Annotated in this window: 14 protein-coding genes and 6 pseudogenes; 13 read left to right on the top strand and 7 right to left on the bottom strand. The window is 70.9% G+C overall.

Features of this window, described 5'->3' with window-relative positions; translation table 11 throughout:
• Positions 1-24: 24 nt before the first annotated feature.
• Positions 25-1158 carry an alpha/beta fold hydrolase gene (locus AB0F18_RS17775; protein ID WP_362061190.1) on the bottom strand — a complete coding sequence of 378 codons (1134 nt, stop codon included), beginning with the start codon at positions 1156-1158 and terminating at the stop codon, positions 25-27.
• Positions 1159-1242: 84 nt separating this feature from the next.
• Between AB0F18_RS17775 and AB0F18_RS17770 the strand changes: the two genes are divergently transcribed.
• The 3 genes and pseudogenes from AB0F18_RS17770 to AB0F18_RS17760 all read left to right on the top strand — a co-directional run.
• Positions 1243-2220, top strand: coding sequence for a winged helix-turn-helix domain-containing protein (locus AB0F18_RS17770; RefSeq protein ID WP_362061187.1), 978 nt, complete (start codon positions 1243-1245; stop codon positions 2218-2220).
• 399 nt (positions 2221-2619) lie between these two features.
• A complete protein-coding gene (locus AB0F18_RS17765; protein WP_362061184.1) occupies positions 2620-3117 on the top strand; it encodes a hypothetical protein in 498 nt (165 codons plus the stop codon).
• A gap of 148 nt (positions 3118-3265) precedes the next feature.
• Positions 3266-3418 (top strand): annotated as a pseudogene (locus tag AB0F18_RS17760) (IS5/IS1182 family transposase); the annotation flags it as partial.
• A gap of 403 nt (positions 3419-3821) precedes the next feature.
• Here AB0F18_RS17760 and AB0F18_RS17755 read toward each other — a convergent pair.
• Together AB0F18_RS17755 and AB0F18_RS17750 are read right to left on the bottom strand one after the other, a co-directional pair.
• Positions 3822-4916, bottom strand: coding sequence for a tyrosine-type recombinase/integrase (locus AB0F18_RS17755; protein ID WP_362061181.1), 1095 nt, complete (start codon positions 4914-4916; stop codon positions 3822-3824).
• 660 nt (positions 4917-5576) lie between these two features.
• Positions 5577-5798, bottom strand: a pseudogene (locus tag AB0F18_RS17750) (IS701 family transposase); the annotation flags it as partial.
• Between the two features lie 109 nt (positions 5799-5907).
• On the opposite strand from AB0F18_RS17750, the gene AB0F18_RS17745 reads away from it, so the two are divergent.
• The 4 genes and pseudogenes from AB0F18_RS17745 (at position 5908) to AB0F18_RS17730 (ending at position 8332) form a co-directional block, all read left to right on the top strand.
• Entirely contained in the window at positions 5908-6312 is a 405-nt protein-coding gene (locus AB0F18_RS17745; protein ID WP_362061284.1) for a type II toxin-antitoxin system PemK/MazF family toxin, read from the top strand.
• Between the two features lie 281 nt (positions 6313-6593).
• Positions 6594-6870, top strand: a pseudogene (locus tag AB0F18_RS17740) (hypothetical protein).
• Positions 6848-7372 carry a DUF6879 family protein gene (locus tag AB0F18_RS17735; protein WP_362061281.1) on the top strand — a complete coding sequence of 175 codons (525 nt, stop codon included), beginning with the start codon at positions 6848-6850 and terminating at the stop codon, positions 7370-7372. Before AB0F18_RS17740 ends, AB0F18_RS17735 begins: the two are co-directional and overlap by 23 nt.
• Positions 7373-7402: 30 nt before the next feature.
• A complete protein-coding gene (locus AB0F18_RS17730) occupies positions 7403-8332 on the top strand; it encodes a Scr1 family TA system antitoxin-like transcriptional regulator (RefSeq protein ID WP_362061178.1) in 930 nt (309 codons plus the stop codon).
• Here AB0F18_RS17730 and AB0F18_RS17725 read toward each other — a convergent pair.
• Positions 8231-9208, bottom strand: coding sequence for a helix-turn-helix domain-containing protein (locus AB0F18_RS17725; protein ID WP_362061176.1), 978 nt, complete (start codon positions 9206-9208; stop codon positions 8231-8233). The two genes, AB0F18_RS17730 and AB0F18_RS17725, sit on opposite strands and share 102 nt — an antisense overlap.
• A gap of 103 nt (positions 9209-9311) precedes the next feature.
• Here AB0F18_RS17725 and AB0F18_RS17720 point away from each other — a divergent pair, with 103 nt between their 5' ends.
• Both AB0F18_RS17720 and bla read left to right on the top strand, forming a co-directional pair.
• Positions 9312-10004 (top strand): HD domain-containing protein, encoded by a 693-nt coding sequence (locus tag AB0F18_RS17720; RefSeq protein WP_362061173.1) that lies wholly within the window; start codon positions 9312-9314, stop codon positions 10002-10004.
• 51 nt (positions 10005-10055) lie between these two features.
• Positions 10056-10979 carry a class A beta-lactamase gene (bla, locus tag AB0F18_RS17715; RefSeq protein ID WP_362061170.1) on the top strand — a complete coding sequence of 308 codons (924 nt, stop codon included), beginning with the start codon at positions 10056-10058 and terminating at the stop codon, positions 10977-10979.
• 485 nt (positions 10980-11464) lie between these two features.
• On the opposite strand, the pseudogene AB0F18_RS17710 reads toward bla, so the two are convergent.
• Positions 11465-12019, bottom strand: a pseudogene (locus tag AB0F18_RS17710) (IS3 family transposase); the annotation flags it as partial.
• Positions 12020-12023: 4 nt separating this feature from the next.
• On the opposite strand from AB0F18_RS17710, the gene AB0F18_RS17705 reads away from it, so the two are divergent.
• On the top strand, positions 12024-12632 hold the full coding sequence (locus AB0F18_RS17705; RefSeq protein WP_362061296.1) for a hypothetical protein: 609 nt from the start codon (positions 12024-12026) through the stop codon (positions 12630-12632).
• A 182-nt stretch (positions 12633-12814) separates the two neighbouring features.
• Here AB0F18_RS17705 and htpG read toward each other — a convergent pair whose 3' ends face one another.
• Complete coding sequence (htpG, locus tag AB0F18_RS17700; RefSeq protein WP_362061167.1) at positions 12815-14734, bottom strand: molecular chaperone HtpG; 1920 nt, start codon at positions 14732-14734, stop codon at positions 12815-12817.
• Positions 14735-14757: 23 nt separating this feature from the next.
• Positions 14758-15425: pseudogene (locus AB0F18_RS17695) on the bottom strand (type III effector protein).
• 127 nt (positions 15426-15552) lie between these two features.
• Between AB0F18_RS17695 and AB0F18_RS17690 the strand changes: the two are divergent.
• The 3 genes and pseudogenes from AB0F18_RS17690 to AB0F18_RS17680 all read left to right on the top strand — a co-directional run bounded on the left by AB0F18_RS17690 (position 15553) and on the right by AB0F18_RS17680 (position 17006).
• On the top strand, positions 15553-15984 hold the full coding sequence (locus tag AB0F18_RS17690; protein ID WP_362061164.1) for an Hsp20/alpha crystallin family protein: 432 nt from the start codon (positions 15553-15555) through the stop codon (positions 15982-15984).
• A gap of 98 nt (positions 15985-16082) precedes the next feature.
• Positions 16083-16547, top strand: a pseudogene (locus tag AB0F18_RS17685) (DUF2267 domain-containing protein).
• A 15-nt stretch (positions 16548-16562) separates the two neighbouring features.
• Complete coding sequence (locus AB0F18_RS17680; protein WP_362061161.1) at positions 16563-17006, top strand: DUF2267 domain-containing protein; 444 nt, start codon at positions 16563-16565, stop codon at positions 17004-17006.
• The last annotated feature ends 290 nt before the right edge of the window (positions 17007-17296 follow it).

Here is a 17296-nt window from a genome sequence, read left to right as displayed (position 1 = left end):
AACCCTCAGCGGGAGGGGACGTGCTCACACGGGCAGGTGACGAGCGAAGAACGACCGTACGAGGTCGCGAACGGCGGGCACGGTGATGCGCGGGTCTGCCCGGCCGACCATGGCGGCGCGTCCGGCAGCTGTCATCAGGCCGGCCTTGTGGAGCTGGGGGACGAGGGCCGCGTAGTCGGTGAAGACCCAGTGCGCGGTGTCGTCGAGTTGCCGCCGGGTGACGGGGCCCGCGTGTGCGAGGAGGGCTGCCCAGGACCGGTCCAGCCGGGCGTCGCGGAAGCCGTCGGTGCCGGCCAGGAGCAGCGGCCGGTCCGTCCCTTGCCGGGCCACCGGCAACGGTTCGCCGTCCATCTGGTCGAGGTACCCTTCCAGGTTGACGGCGGCGACGATCCGCCGGTCCTCGTGGAGCGCCTGCGCGGCCGCGGTGCCGCCCGCGGAGTGCCCGTAGACCCCGACCCGGTCCAGCCCCAGGGTGTCGAGGACGAAGCGGAGGTCGGCGACCCGCGTGTCGATCACGGTTCGGAAGGTCGCCGCGTCCATGTCCGGGCGCAGCACGGTCGTCCGGATCCGGTCGCGTCCCGGCCGCTCGTCGGGGAACTCCACCTCGCTCGCGTCTCCGGGGTGGTCAACGGTGACGACGGTCCAGCCGCATGAGGCGAGGTCGATCGCCAGGGAGCTGCCCATCGTGCGGGCGTCGCCGCCGCCGGGGCTGTAGAGCAGCACGGGGCGCCGGCCGGGCAACGGCGGGGCCCCGGCCCGGGCATGGGTGAGGGTTGCCGCCCAGTCGACCCCCGTCGCCGGCAGGTGCGGACGGACCAGGTGGGCGAGGAAGGCGAACTCTCCTGCGGCGCCGGGCGTGAGCTGCGGAAAGCGCGGGAAGCCACGGCCGGGCACAGCCGGCCGCAGGATGGTGACCATGAGCTCGCGTACGCCGATCTCGGGCTGCCACGGGTCGTTGCGGGAGCGGTCGACGAGGTGGAGGACCCGGGCGCCGACGGAGTAACGGCCGGTGGGTGCGGGCAGCCGCAGGAGGGGCGCGCCGGAACGCCCGGTAGCCGAGGCGGAGCCGGGGACGGCCGTTGCGAGGAACAGGGCGGCGGCGCCGGCGAGAGCGCCCTTGGCGAAGAAACGGCGGCCGGGCGTGAAGGGAATGGTCATGGAAGGCATCCTGGGAGAGGACGCGGTGCCGGGGCGAAGCTTGCGGCAGGGCCCGAAAGGCTTGCGTGGAACAGGGAGATGTGCGTGCTCCGGATCCATTTCACGGCGGACGATTTCGCCCGGGTACGGTTCGCGCCGCGGCCCTCGCCGGTACCCGAGCTGCACGCTGCCCTGATGATGCTGGGCGCCCCGCACGAGGAACTGTTGTTCGGGCGCTGGCGGAACAGACTGCTGCGGAGCCTGCCAAGCGCGGTCGAACCGCTCGCGGACCTGGCGCCAGAGGGGCTCGCCCCCGCCTTCCTCGACGTCCTCGGCGACACGCTGGACGAGGGCGTCGCGCTGATCAGGGCCGCCCACCCGGAGTCCGTGCGGGCCGGGATCGAGCAGGTGTACGCGCGACGGCCGGCCCCGCCGTGGATCCACGCCCTGCACAGCGGGACCGCCGACGCCTGGCGGACACTCGTCCGGGCACAGCGGGCGGCCCACGAGACGGTAATCGCGCCGGTCTGGCCCCTGGTCCAGGACCTGCACCGGACGGAGTTCACCCGCCATGCCCTCGCCGTCGCCGAACACGGCCTCGGCGCCACCCTGACCGGCCTGGCACCGGGGTCACGGCTGCGCGACGGAGTCTGGGAATGGCCCAGGCCGGGCGCCGGGAGTGTGCGAGAGATACACCTCGGGGGACGCGGAATGATCCTGCGCCCCACATTCCACTGGCGTGGCGACCCGCTCGTTCAGCACCTGCCGGACCGCCCGACGGTACTCACCTACCCGGCAGGCCGGGGGCTGCCGCTCGTCCCGGAAAGGGGCGGCCAGGCGGGCGAGCCCCTCGCGGGAGTCCTCGGGCGCACCCGGCTCGCGCTCCTGCGCTCCCTGGACGAAGCACGTACGACCACGGGACTGGCACGCCGCATCGGCGTCAGCAACGCCACGGCCTCAGCCCACGCCTCGGCCCTACGCGCCGCTGGTCTCCTCACAACCACGCGCACAGGCCGTTCGGTGCACCACGCGCGAACGCCCTTGGCGGAGCTGCTGCTGACCGGCGGCACCGCCGACGGCTGACCCGGGCAGGGTGATGCGCTCGCCGTACGCCCCGGGGTGCACCATTCCTGTCCGTCCGTCGCAGCATTGGCCGCCCAGCCGAGCCGCAGGGCGTCATGTGCAGCCCCTCCGCCGCACTTGAGCACCCTGAGTGCCGGTCTCGACGCCGGCGACCCGGGAACAGAGCCAATGCGCCAGCGTGAGCCTGCCGGGACCGTGCGTACCCATGGTGCTGGAGCTGCCGTTCGCCTTCGTGCGAGCTCCGCCGCCTGACTTTGGTCCGACCGGCTGGATGTGCCGGTGGTTCGTGCGGGGGTGCTCCGCGGCGCGGCGGAGTCGGGGTTATGAAGGGTATCGAACGGAATCGGATGGAAGTTCGCCATCCGGTCATTCCCGAACATCAACCTCAGGAGTCGCATGATGCGCCCCATCAGAGCGGCCTGCCTCGGCACGGCCACGCTGGTCACCCTCCTCGCCTGCACCCCCGTCGCGGCCGCCGCGACGGACACCGGTTCCGCCCAGGCCGGGGACAAGGCCCGGACCATCACACTCCTGGCCGAGGTGCAGCAGCTGACCCGCTTCCCCGTCACCCCCGGCAGCGTCTCGCAGGGCGATCAAGTCGTCGTCCGCTCGGACCTCTTCGACGAGGCGCACAACAAGGTCGGCGAGACCCACGGCGCCTGCACCACCACCCGGGGCGGCGCCGATGAAGCGGAGCAGTGCGTCGTGACCTACACCCTCCCGGGCGGCCAGCTCACCGTGCAGGGAATCTACTTCAACTACCTCGACCAGGGTCCCTTCGACAACGCGATCACTGGCGGCACCGGGGAGTACAAGAAGGCTCGCGGCTGGGTCCACTCCGACACGATCGCCACAACCCCCAAGGTCGTGCGGCGCTTCACGATCCACCTCGTCTGACGGACCCGGACGTCCACATAACCCCGGAATCCGGCCTTCTCCCCTGGCGTCGCACCATTGGAGACGGTCGTACGAAAGGAAGTGCGGGTCAAGGGGACGTCCAGGGCAGCTCACCCTTCAGATCGTCAATCGCACCGACGACATGAGCGGGTTCGTGGTGCTTCCACGCAGGTGGGTGGGGGAGAGGACGCTGAGCCGGCTGATGCGCTCGCTGCGCCTTGCCCGGGACTACGAGACCCGGCCCGAAAGCAGCGAAGCGGCCGTCCTGTGGTCGATGACCACGCTCATGGGACGCCGCCTCGCCCACCACCGGAGCCGAAACGTCACCCGGCAGCCGGCTCGGCGTGAACACCCCGGGCCGCTCCTCGGCCAGCCAGCCCCGCTCCACCAGCCGCTTCCCCTTCGACCGCACCCCCTCGACCTTCGCCGGCACCGCTTCGAGGCCCAGCCGCCCGGCCAACTCCCGCGCCCGCAGCCCGGACCCGCCCGCCTCCGCCTCCAGCACGCCCCCCAGCCGCTGGTAGTCCGGCGCGAGCACCTCCAACCCAGGCGTGGGGGTAGCCGTCAATGTCCGGTCTCATCCGGATGGCGGGGTGCCGGCGTCCTGGCCCGAGGAGATCCTCGGCCTGGGGTCAGAGGCATGCCGCAGTGAAGCGGGCCGATACGGCCGGTCCGGGCGAAGTCGACGAGCACGTTCATCAAGGTCACGACGGTGACTCTGGCATCTTCTCGTGTTGGCCCACACCTGGATAGTGTTCGAGGTGTCCCCAGCACGGCTCACCGGGTCGGCAAGATCGCGTGCGGGTGGTGAGGTCGATGACCGGCAGCAGCAGTTGGCCCTTGCTGGATTCCTTCGGGGTGTAGAAGTCGCAGCGTGCGCAGGCCGTGCGGTGCTGGCACTGCTCGAAAAAGGTGTAGGTGCACCAGCCGTGGCCGAGGTCGTAGTACTGCCAGGGTTCGCCGCTGGCGGCGGCGCCGGAGGTGACCGCGTCGCGGTCGGCGAGGACTTCGATGGTGCGTACGTTTCTGGCGAAGTAGCCGACGTCGTTGTAGGCCCTGGCTAGGGTGTTCGGGGTGAGCTTCGCGTAGTGCGTGGTCGCCTCAGGAGTTCGGTGGCCGAGCCATTCCTGCAGCTCGAAGAGGGTCATGGGCTCCTTGGCGTTGTAGAGCTGGCTGGCGATCGTGGACCGGCCCCGGTGGCTGGTGATGTTGCCGCGGACATCGGCGTCGGGGACGCCGGCCTTGCGGCAGAGCATCGGGATGATCGCTGTGTTGATGTAGTGCTTGGCGACCCGGCGAGCGCGGTGGGCGAACAAGAAGTCGGCGCACTCGTTGGTCTTGCGGTCGAGCATCGGCGGCTGAGCGGGTCTGACGGCCTGCCACGCTTCGATGGCCTGGCCCAGGAGGGGATCGACGGGCTTGGTGAACGCGGTACCTGTCTTGTGCGTCGGCACGTCCAGCAGGCAGACGGCGTCGCGAGCGAGAACCTCTCCGGAGTCTCCGGGATGGGCAGGCCGTCGTACTGCCAGCGGATGCAGCCCACCCGGAGGCGGGCGATCTCGTCGCTGCGTTGGCCGGCGAAGAGCCAGGTCAGCGTGATGGCCCGGATCAGCTCGACGGGACAGGTGCGGCCGTCCGCGGTCGGCAGGTCGCCGGACTCGATGTTCAGGCCCGCCCAGAGCAGCTTGGCCCAGATGCCATCGGCGATCACCTGCGGGTCCGGGTCCATCAGGGCTCGGACGCTTCGTGGCGTTCTCAGGGCATGGGCGGCGTCGAACCTGCGCAGGATCAGTTCCCATTCGTGCAGGTCACGGAAGAAGGCGCGCGGCACTTTGAGATAGCCGGACTTCGTCTGCGGCGTGAGCGGTTTTCCCAGACGGTTCTGCGATCGCATGCCATGGGTCCACTGGGAGAAGTCGCCGACGGTCATGCGGTCCACGGCTGCGACCCAGGACGCGCACGTCTGTCGGGTCCACTGGCCGGGCTCGGTGATCTCGGAGTGTTCGGCGGCCAGCCAGCGGCCGATCTCGGCGAGCACGCTGCGATAGCCGCTGCGGATCTTCGGAGTCAGCGTCGATGTCGCGTACCAGTGCTCGACCGAAGCCGCCCAGGCAGCCGGGACGCCCTCCATCGTGGCCGGTCCAGCCTCGTGCCGTGACGGTGGCGGGTCCGCGTGGCCGAGTGCCGCGACCGCCCGCTGGAGGCCGTAGAAATCCTTGCCCCACTGTCCGCTCATCGCCGGATGAACGCGCAATGCGGCCAGGGCCTCGGTGGACAGGTCCTCCAGCAGCGGACTGCGGTTCGGCAGCAGCGTCTGGCAGATCCCTGCAGCCAGCTTGTCGGCGTCACGGCGATAGCCCCAGTCGGCCAGAACCGTGCAGATCCGCCGGACGGCACCGTCGACGGGATCGGCCCCGAACACCCGGCTGGCCAGGGCCGGCCGCTGGAAGCGACCGAGCCGCCCTCCCGAGCAGGTGCTGCATGCCGTCCGGGGTCCTGTCCCCGGCCCACTCGGCGATGGTCCAGCAGTTCTTGCGCGGCAGGTCCGACAACAGGCCGAGTACCAACTTCCGGGCCCGGCGTCGGGATTCGACCCGTGTGAAGCGTCCCGCCATCCGGCTCATCAGGCCCTCGAACGCCTCCTGCCGGCAGGCAGGGTCTACGCTGTGACCTGCGGCCACCGCATGATCGTTTGTCTTCACACACCGATGATCAACGGTGGCCGCACCCGTCTCCACACCGCGTCAGGTCGCGCAGCGTCTGCCTGCCGTCCTGTGTATCGGAGGGCTTGTGCAACGTGGCGAAGTCTGGTGGGTCCAGTTCGACGAGCGGAGGTTGGTCGTACTGCTGTCAGGAGACGACGCGTCCGGGTTCCAGGTGATGCAGGTCGTCGCTCCGGCGGGCCTCGACATCAGCGGTCTGGGCATCGAAGTGACGGTCGGCGCCGGTGAAGGGCTGCCGCTCGAAGGCGTGCTGCGGCTCGCGTTCCCGCGTCCAGGCTTCACCCCGTGCACGTGGCTGACCACCGTGTCCCGGGACGACCTGATAGAGCGGGCGGCCGTCCTGTCCTCCAGGAAGCTCAGCGAGATCGACGACGCCCTCCGACTCGCTGAACAAGCACAGGAGCGGACCCCGGCAACGACCGCGAAACTCAGCGAGACAAGGGACGCCCTCCGTCGCGGTGAACTCGGGTAGACGGAGAAGGAGCCGAGGCCCGCGACGGCATGGGCGATCTCGGGCGGTCACGGGCCCCGCTGGGCAAGCCCTCGGCTCGGAGGGCTTGCCCGGCGTCCGGGCCGCAGGACGGGACGCCTTTCAAGGTCGTGGCCGCACCGTCTGGGACGCGGCGGTCCGGAGCCGGCCGAGGTCGCCTCGCCAGCCCGTACACCGGAGCCATGCTCTTGACCGCCTATGCCGCCACGCGGGACGGTCGTTGTGCGCAACCATCCGCAATCAGCTCGACAGGGGAGTCCGCCATGGAGTTACGGATTGTCGGGGTGGACCCGAATACCGGACGTGAGGGCCCACCGACGGTGTGGGTCGAAGAGGAGTCCGCAGATCTCGTCCTGCAGGGCGAGGAGGCCGACGAGTTCCTCACCGCCCTGGTCGGCTCCACCGAGTGGGTGGCCGACCACAAAACGGGCATCCCCGCGCACGAGCGGGTGATCCGCATCCCGGCCCGGATGATGCCGATCCTGAGGGAGGCGTGCGGCCGCTGAACGCGCTAGCGCTGCACGGCGCGACGTTCGCTGAGCTCCTGGCCACCACCAAGCGCACGGCCGTCCATCTGGAGATGCGCGACAGCTACGCCGTCGGCGACGAAGCCGACGACTTCACGGCCTTCCTGCGGACCGGCACCCCGAACCTGGACCCGGCCCGCTCGTTCTGGCCGCAGTGGATGCCCCTTGTGCGGGAGGCGGTGGGCCGCGGGGTCGTGATGCGCCGCGCCCGGATCGTCTCCGAGCCGGTCACCGACTACATCCGCTACGAGCACGCCATCACGCCGCTCAACCTCGAGGCCGGCGAGCAGGTCCGCTGGCTGCCCCGCCGCGAGGCGAGCACCATCGCGCTGCCCGGGAACGACTTCTGGCTCCTGGACGACACGGTGGTGCAGTTCCACCACTTCACCGGTGCCGGCGACTGGGCGAAGGACGGCAGGGAGCGCACCACCGACCCGGCCGCGGCCGCGCTGTGCCGCACCGCGTTCGAGAAGGTGTGGGAGCACGCCATCCCGCACGCCACGTACACCCCCTGACCCTCCACGCCCACAGGACACCCCCGCCCCATGCCGGTCTCCCCGTCGTCCAGCGCCCAGGCTGCCCGCGAGGCCCTCGCGGTGCGCCTGGGCCACCTCATGCGGGACGCCGGGATCAACGGGCGTGAGCTCTCCCGCCGCTGCGGCTGGGACAAGGCCAAGACCTCCCGGATCCTCGGCGCCAAGGCCGCGCCCTGCGACGCCGACATCCGCGCCTGGTGCACGGCCTGCAATGCCGAGGAGCAAGCGGCGGACCTGGTGGCCACCGCTCGCGCGGTGGAGTCGATGTACATGGAGTGGCGCCGCCAGCACAGCGCCGGGATGCGCCGCGCCCAGGAAGACGTTCTCGCCCGCAATGCCGCCGCCCGCACCTGCCGCGCGTACGTCTCCAACCTCATCCCTGGCTTCTTCCAGACCGCCGACTACGCCGAAGCCCTGATGCGCTCCGTCACCGACTTCCAGGGCACCCCCGACGACCTCCCCGAGGCCGTCGCCGCACGGCTGGCCCGCTCCCGCTTCCTCTACGAGGGCGACCACCGCTTCGTCGTCCTCATCGAGGAGCGGGTCCTGCGCACCCGGATCGGCACGCCCGCCACGATGGCCGGCCAAGGCGGTACCTCATGCGCGCACGCACGACCGGCACCACCGGTCCCGCGCCCCGGTACGGCGTTCCCTCCCCGGCGCTGCTCGCCCGCGCAGACCGCGGCTACGCCCGGTTCCTCGCCCGGCAGACCGAGGACCAAGAGCACGACGGCAGCCAGGCCCTGCCCGCCCCCGCCGCGCGCCCTGAGACCGCCCCCGACATGTTCAGGTGGGGCGCCACGACAGGGGAGGCCTCTCCACCCGAGGAAGGACCCCTCAGCGCCTGTCGGCGGGCTCCTGCTGCCGGAAGGCGGCCCGGTAGGCGTAGGGAGAGGTGCCGGTGTGGCGGGTGAAGTGGTGGCGCAGGGTCGCCGGTGAGCCGAATCCCGTCCGGTCGGCGAGCAGCGTGATGGGCAGGTCGGTGGTCTCCAGCAGCTGCCGGGCCCGGTGGATGCGGGCGTGCAGGAGCCACTGCAGCGGAGTGGTTCCGGTCTGCGCACGGAACCGGCGGTTGAGCGTGCGGACGCTGATCCTGGCGTGGTCGGCGATGTCGGCGAGGGTGAGCGGCCGCTCGAGGCGGCTTTCCATCCAGCGCATGACGGGCTGTAGGGCGCTGAGATCGGCCGGGGCCGCGGGCCGTTCGATGTATTGGGCCTGGCCCCCGTCGCGTTGGAGAGGCATGACGATACGGCGGGCGGTGGCGGCGGCGAGCGCCGCGCCGAGGTCACGGCGTACCAGATGGAGGCACAGGTCGAGCCCTGCGGCCACCCCGGCCGACGTGACCAGATGGCCGTGATCGACGAACAGGACGGCGGGATCGACGTCGACGCGCGGATAGCGGCGGGCGAACTCGTCGGCGTACTGCCAGTGGGTGGTGGCGCGGTACCCGTCCAGCAGGCCCGTGGCGGCCAGTGTGAAGGCGCCGACGCACACCGAGGCCAGACGCGCTCCCTGCGCCGCCGCCCGCACCAGCGCATCGGTGACGGCCGAGGGCGGCGGCGCCGGGAAGCCGGCATGGGCGGGGATGACGACGGTATGGGCGCCCACGAGGCCCTCGAGACCGTACGGGGTGTCGATCCGGAAGGCACCGTGCTCGGGGGAGGTCGTCGCGCTGCGGCCGGGAGCACAGACCCGGATCTCGTAGTGCACGCTGTCGGCCGCCTCGTTCGCCGTGCCGAAGACCTGGCCGGGGATGGCCAGTTCGAAGGGGAGGACACCGTCGAGCGCGAGCACCGCCACCACTTCGAGAGTCATGGCCAGAATTTAGCGCATGACGGCATTGCGGCCACTCGCCGGGCGGCGCGCGGGGCCGCACGATCGAGTGGTTCCCCTTCCGTACACACGAGGAGTTGCCGCGATGGCTCTCACGCTGACATCCGCTTATGACGCGTTCGACCTGCCCCGGACGGAGTTGGCCACCCGCGCCCTGCGCTACGCCGAGGAAGCGGAGCCCGCGGTCATCTTCCGCCACAGCGTGCGCAGCTACCTCTTCGCCCGGGCGCTCGCGGACCACGACGGCATGAAGGCCGGAGCGGACTTCGACGACGAGCTGGTGTTCCTGGGCTGTGTCCTCCACGACCTGGGGTTGTCGGAACAGGGCAACGGCCACCAGCGGTTCGAGGTGGACGGCGCGGACCTGGCGGCCCGCTTCCTTCGCGAACAGGGCGCCGACGAGGAGGCCGTGACGGTGGTGTGGGACGCCATCGCCCTGCACACGTCGGAGGGCATCGCCTCCCGCAAGGGCCCGGAGATCGCACTGGCCCATGCCGGCATCACCGTGGACGTGCTGGGGCGCGGAAAGGAGCTCCTGCCCGAGGGGTTCGCCGACCGCGTGCACACCGCGTTCCCCCGCGCCGACCTCGCCTACGCCATGACGGACGTGATCGTCCGGCAGGCGCTGGATGATCCCGCCAAGGCCGGCCCGCTGAGCTTCCCCGGCCAGCTGCTGCGCCGCCACCTGCCGGCCGGCACGCTGCCCGACTGGTACGACCTGATCGGCGCGGCCGGCTGGGGCGACCGGCCGGTGGACGGGTCGACGCAACCATCCTGAGGTGGTTCGCGTGTTTCCTCCCATAGTGATGATCAACGATGAGGAGACGATGTGAAGCGCGTGGCAAGCCGTCCGTCCCGGCGTACGGTCCTGACCCTCGCCACCGGGGGCCTGGCCGCCCTCGGCCTCGGCGCCGGCGCTCCGGCGTACGCAGACACCCGGCCGGGCGCGGACCCGGGCACCCTGCGCCGACTGCGGGACATGGAACGCGAGCACGGCGCCCGCGTCGGCGTCTACGCCCGCAACCTGGCCACCGGCCGGACGGTGGTCCACCGGGCGCAGGAGCTCTTCCCGGTCTGCTCGGTGTTCAAGCCGCTGGCCGCGGCGGCCGTCCTGCGGGACCTCGACCGCGACGGGGAGTTCCTGGCCCGCCGGATCCACTACACCGCGGACGAGGTCAGGGCTGCCGAATGGACCCCGGTCACCAAGGACCACGTGGCCGACGGGATGACGGTCGAGGCCCTGTGCGCGGCCGCGGTGAGCCAGAGCGACAACCTCGCGGGCAACCTGCTCCTGCGCGAGCTGGGCGGGCCGACCGGGATCACCCGCTTCGCCCGGTCCCTCGGCGACCGCGTCACCCGCCTCGACCGCTGGGAACCCGCCCTGAACTCCGCCGAACCTTGGCGCACCGAGGACACCACCAGCCCGCGCGCCATCGGCGAGACCTACGCCCGGCTGGTGCTCGGCGACGCGCTGCCCCGCGGGGACAGGGACCGGCTCACCGGCTGGCTGCTCGCCAACACCACCAACACCCAGCGGTTCAAGGAGGGCCTGCCCGGCTGGACCCTGGCCGACAAGACCGGCGGCGGCAACGCCTACGGCGTCGCCAACGACGTGGGCGTGGTCTGGAGCCCGGCCGGCGTGCCGGTGGTGATGGCGGTCCTGACGACCAGGCCGTCGGCACCGCAGGGGCCGAACGACAGCAAGCTCGTCGCCGACACGGCCCGCCTGCTGGGCGAGACCGTCCTGGCCTGACCCGCTCCGGCCGCGGCCACTGGGGCCGCGGCCGTCTGGTCGCCGATGGTGGCTGGGGGCTGCTCTCCTGGTCACGGCGCTTGCTGCGCGGGCGTACGGCGGTCCGTGGCCTGGAGGGGCATGGTGCCGGCGAAAGGGCACCGGGCGCTCTGGGATGTCGGGAGACCGGCCGTGCGGGCTGGTGTTCCGGCGAGTCGGAGGGGAAACAAGCAGCTCAAACGGCTCTTCGTCCTCTCCGCGTTCGCAACCCTGGGCGACCCGGCGTCGCGGGCCCACTACGACAAGAAGGTGCGCCACGAAGCGTCACGCAATCGAGTGAAGGTGAGAGACCTCCACCGCCAGGCCGTCGCAGCGGCCAGGTAGAAGCCGAGGGCAGTCCGATCCGGGGAACGCCTGGGAGGGCGGAAAGCAGCCCTGACGCGGTCGGGACGGCAGGGAACTACCAGACCAGCCGGGTCCGGTGAGCAAGGCGTCAACCATCGTTCTCCGTGCAGCAGTTCCCGCTTGATGCTGGCGAAGAACGATTCCGCCATCGCATTGTCGTAACTCGATCCGACACGGCCCATGGATCGACGTATGCCGTGGTTGCGGCAGGCCGCGGCGAACGCGGCAGACGTGTACTGCGTCCCGCGATCCGAGTGGAAAATGACGCCTTCGACGGATCTGCCACGGGTGGCCACGGCCGCCTCCAGGGCGTCGACGACCAGGTCAGTGCGCATGTGCTCGGCCATCGACCAGCCCACGACCCGTCGCGAGTGGATATCGATGACGGTCGCCAGATACATCCAGTCCTTCCCGACAGGCAGATAGGTGATGTCGCCGCACCAGCGCACGTCCGTCCCGGGTGCGGTGAAGTCCCGCTCCAGTAGATCCGGAGCCTTCGGCGCCCGCGCGTCCTGAACCGTCGTCCGCTTCCCCTTCCGCAGATGACGGCCGGTGATCCCGGCCATGCGCATCAGCCGCGCGACCCGCTTGTGGTTCACCACCGGACCGGTTTCCCGCAGCTCGCGGGTGATACGTGGCACCCCGTAAGCGCCTCGAGTAGTGCCATGGAACGACGCGTGGACCAAAGCCGGCGGCACTGGCCTGACCCGCATCAGCAGCATTTCCTCCGGCAACACCGTCGAGCTCTACGCCGTCGGCGCCAACGGCAGGATCAGCAACGCGTCGATGAACACCACGAACGGTGCCTGGAGCGCCTTCGCGGAGGTTGCGGGCGGCCTTGCCGGAGCCTCTGACGTCGCCGCCGCGGTGGCCGTGGCCCCCTCGAAGGTGACTCTGGCCGCCGCGTCCAACAGCACCCTCTTCACCCAGAGCGTCAAGCTGGACACCGGCGCCAGCGACCTCGCCGTCTCTACCGTCAACCACACCGTCCACGTCCAGGTCATCGGCGCAGACGGCGCCCTCCACGCCCAGAGCGGCGACTACCTCGCCGGCGCCTGGAAGCCGGCCTGGACCAAGATCGGCGGTATTGGCCTGACCCGCATCACCAGCGCCCCTGCGGCGAACGCCGTCCACGTCTATGCAGTCAGCGCGGACGGCAAGGTCCTGAACACCGTTCTCGACACCACGACGGGCTCCTGGACCTACTGGCGCCAGATCCCGGGCACTCTCACCAGCCAGACCGACCTCACCGCCACCACCAACCAGTAACCCCGAACGTCACTGGCCCCGCTCGCACCGGATCAAATCTGGAGCGGGCGGGGCCGCCGCATGCATGGGGCCACTTCACATCGTTCCTCCCGGGCCGGACGCGAAATCGTCGCAGCGGGGCCGGAGAAGACCGTCCCGGCACCCCGTACGGGGGTGCCGGGACAGGCCGGCCGCGCCCGGGGTTACAGGGCGCGGGTCAGGCGGTCGGTGAGCAGGCGGGTGAAGCGGGCCGGGTCGGGCAGGTCGCCGCCTTCGGCGAGCAGCGCGCTGCCGTACACCAGCTCGGCGGTCTCCGCCAGGGCGGGGTCGTTGGCGTCCGCCTCGTGTGCCGTGCGCAGGGCCGTGATGAGCGGGTGCGCGGGGTTGAGTTCCAGGATCCGCTTGACCGGGGGCATCTGCTGCCCCATCGCCCGGTACATCTTCTCCAGGGTCGGCGTCACGTCGTGGGCGTCGCCGACGATGCACGCCGCCGAGGTCGTCAGGCGCGACGACAGGCGGACCTGCTTGACCTGCTCGGACAGGGTGGTGGTCAGCCACGGCAGCAGCGCGGCGAAGTCCTGCTCGCGCTGGGCCTTCTCGGCGTCGGCCTCCTGGTCGCCGTCGGCGGACTCGTCGAGATCGACCTGCCCCTTGGCGATGGACTGCAGACGGTGGCCGTCGAAGGCCGGGACCCGGTCCACCCACACCTCGTCGATGGGGTCGGTGAGGATCAGGACCTCGTACCCCTTGGCGGTGAAGGCCTCCATGTGCGGGGAGTTCTCCACCATCGCGCGGGTCTCGCCAGTCAGGTAGTAGATGGTGTCCTGGCCGTCCTTCATGCGCTCGACGTACTCGCGCAGCGTGGTGGTCTTCTCCGGGTCGTGCGTGGAGGCGGCCGACACCAGCTCCAGCAGGGTCTCGGTGTTGTCCGTGTCCTCGACCAAGCCTTCCTTCAGCGCCCGGCCGAACTGGGCCCACACCTTCGCGTAGCGCTCGGCGTCCTTGGACTGCATGTCCTTGAGGGCGCCGAGGACCTTCTTGACCAGGCGCCGGCGTACGCCGCGGATCTGCCGGTCGTGCTGGAGGATCTCGCGGGAGACGTTCAGCGACAGGTCGTGGGCGTCCACGACACCCTTGACGAAGCGCAGGTAGTCGGGCATGAGCGCTTCGCAGTCGTCCATGATGAACACCCGCTTGACGTACAGCTGCACGCCGGACTTGGTCTCGCGGGAGAACAGGTCGAAAGGTGCCTGCGAGGGGATGAACAGCAGCGCCTCGTACTCGAAGGTGCCCTCGGCGCGCATGTGGATCGTCTCGGCGGGCGCCAGCCAGTCGTGGCTTATCTGCCGGTAGAAGTCGTTGTACTCCTCCTCGGTCACCTCGCTGCGCGGCCGGGCCCACAGCGCCTTCATCGAGTTGAGGGTGTCGATGTCGCTGGTGGTCTCGCCCTCGGCGCCGGTGCGCTCGGTGGCCATCCGGATCGGCCAGCGGATGAAGTCCGAGTACCGCTTGACGATCTGGCGGATCTTCGATTCGGAGAGGTAGTCGGCGAGCCCGTCCTCGCTGTCGGCGGGCTTGAGGTGCAGCGTGACCGAGGTGCCCACGGGCAGGCCGTCGACGGCCTGGAGCTCGTAGGTGCCCTCGCCGTCGGACTCCCACTGGGTGCCGGAGTCGGTGCCGGCCCGCCGGGTGCGCAGGGTGACCTTGTCGGCAACCATGAACGCCGAGTAGAAGCCGACGCCGAACTGCCCGATCAGGCTCTCGGCGGTGGCTGCGTCCTTGGACTCCTTGATCTTCTCCAGCAGGCCGGCGGTGCCGGACTTGGCGATCGTGCCGATCAGCTCCACGAGATCGTCCCGGCTCATGCCGATCCCGTTGTCACGGACGGTCAGCGTGCGGGCGTCCTTGTCGACCTCAAGCCAGATGTGCAGGTCGCTGGCGTCGATGCCGGCGAGGTTTGAGTCGGTCAGCGATTCCAGCCGCAGCTTGTCCAGGGCGTCGGAGGCGTTCGAGACCAGCTCGCGCAGGAAGATGTCCTTGTTCGAGTAGATCGAGTGAATCACCAGTCGGAGCAACTGGCGGGTCTCGGCCTGGAATTCGAGCGTCTCGACACTGCTGCCCATGCGGGTCTCCTTCTCTGGGAACGTCATGAACGGACTACGGCTTGGACTTGGACTTGGATGTGGACTCGGGCCGGGGCGAGCCGGACCGCACCCGCGTGAGGTGGCTCGGGGTGGCGGGCATCGAGGTAGGGACGCATGCCGGTCAGGGGGGCGACGAGCTCGGCGGCGTCGGCGGCGCCGAGGGCGGCGTGCAGGGCGGCCTGGGCCGGGCGCGCTTCGGGCGCGAGGTGGGCGAGCGCGGTGACCTGTCCGGCGAGGCGGCGCAGGTCGGCGGCGTTGGCACGGGCCCAGGTGGCGTGGCGCGTTCGGCGGCCCTGGCCTGGCGGGTGGCCGTCACGCGCTGCTCGCCGGTGGTGCCGACGGCTCCGGGGCGGCCGCGCAGGTAGCGGCGTTCGGCGGCCTGGCGGCTGGCGACGCCGAGGGGGCCGGCGAGGTCGGCCCAGCTGGCGCCCGCGTCCCGGGCGGTTTCGATCAGGCCGGTCTCCCACCCGGCGAGCTGCTCGCGCACCTGCCTCAGCGGCATCAGCGAGGCCAGCGCCTGCTCGGGACCGGGCCCGGCGGCGTCGGGGGTCTCGTGATGGGCGTCGCGCAGGGCGTCGTCCATGGCGGCAAGAGCCGCCGCGGCGGCGAGGAAGGACGCCGGGCTGTGGGCGTCGGTACTGGTCATGGACGGCTGATCGGCTGCGGTCACGACTACCTCCCTCAGTCGGTCATCGCGTAGACGACACCATGTTTGTCATCCATTGGACGACATGTTACAACAGGGCCAGTGCAGCGCATTGGCAGCAACCGCTCGAATCCGCTGGAGGTGTTTCACGATGTTGATGCGCACTGACCCCTTCCGTGAGCTGGACCGGATGGCACAGCAGCTGATGGGCCCGGGCACCTGGTCGAAGCCGTCGGTGATGCCGATGGACGCCTACCGCGAGGGCGGCGAGTACGTGGTGGCCTTCGACATCCCCGGCGTGACCGCGGACGCGATCGACATCGACGTCGAACGGAACATGCTGACCGTCAAGGCCGAGCGGCGGCCGGTGGCGAAGTCCGACGACGTGAAGGTGGAGCTGTCCGAGCGGCCGCTGGGCGTCTTCTCCCGCCAGATCATGCTCGCCGACACCCTCGACACCGAGCGGATCCAGGCCGACTACGACGCCGGTGTGCTCACCCTGCGCATCCCGATCGCCGAGCGCGCCAAGCCGCGCAAGATCTCCATCGGCGTCGGCTCCGGCCGCAAGGAGATCTCCGGCTGACGCCGGCCCGGACCGGTGCGGAGGACGGACACCTGCCCTCCCCCTCCCCGCCCTCCGCACCCGCGCCGACAGCCCGACGAGGCACAGGGGCGCGGCCGATGGCCTTGCGACACGAAGCGTTCCTCGACCACGTGAAGCAGTACGGCCGATACGACACCGCGGGACGAGACCGGGCGCGCGGCCTCCCGTGTGATGCCCGCCCTGCTGCTCGGCGCCCACCTGGCGGCGAGGTCCGCACCCGGCCCTGCGGCACGCCTGCCGCAGGGCTTCGCCCTGATCCTGCTCGACCCGGCCGCAAGACGCCGAGCCACTGCCCCCGGAGCGGTTCGTCCGCGCGGCCGCCGTGCGGATGGAGGGCTGCGGACAGAGGGCACAGCACCGGGAAGACCGCGACCCGGTACGTCAGCACCGTGCCGCCCACCACCGCCGACACGGTAGGCGAGGAGGAGCCGGGGCGGATCCTGCCCCAGCTCACCGCCGGCCCCGACCTCCTCTTCGGCCGGCCCCCACCAGCCCACCTGACCCATACGGGGGTGCGGTACCCGGCACCCCATGACTCGTGAAAGGCATCCACCGCATTGATCTCCGACCCCCGCGTATCGCTTGGGCACCGGCAGCCGTACTCGACGGCGTACGAGCAGATGCTGGAGAAGGTCCGCTACGAGGGCGTCTACCCCACCCGCGAGCGGGCCGACGAAGCCGTCCACCTGGTCCTCGCGGGGCTCGGGCGTCAGCTGACCGGGGACGAACGCGTCGACCTGGCCGCCTGCCTCCCCCTGGAAGCCGCCCGCGTTATGACCGCCCAGATCCCCGACCCCCAGCCGCTGACCGGCTGGGCCTTCGTCAAGGACCTCGCCGCCCGCTCCGGCGCCTCCCTGGCCACCACCCGCTGGGACACCGGCTCCGTCCTCGCCGCCGTCACGGCCCACGCCGGCCCCGACCTGATCACCCGCATCCTCCACCGGCTCCCCACCGACTGGGCCCTGCTGTTCGGCCAAACCCAACTCGCCCCCGCCGCGTAGACGGCGGGACACAAGCCCGGGGCGGACGCGACGACCCCCGCGTCGCCGTCCGCTCCGAACCCCACGTTTGCCGGCGGCTGGATCTGGCGTTCTCGGACTCCGGGGGAGTCGCGCGCACCGCGGAGTCGACGCCGCGACCGGCACGACGCTGCGGCGCCTTGCCACGGCCCTGCCGGTGGCAGTCGGACCCTGGATCTAGGTGTATTGCCCAGTGAGGTTGGGGACGCGGCTGGCGGGTGGTTTGCCTGCGAGCGCGGTGTGTCCTCGGTGGTGATTGTAGGTGTGGAGCC

Source organism: Streptomyces sp. NPDC029216, from assembly GCF_040648015.1.
Lineage (GTDB): Bacteria > Actinomycetota > Actinomycetes > Streptomycetales > Streptomycetaceae > Streptomyces.
Note: the sequence above shows the minus strand (reverse complement) of the source record. Positions and strands in the feature narration are given on the sequence as shown.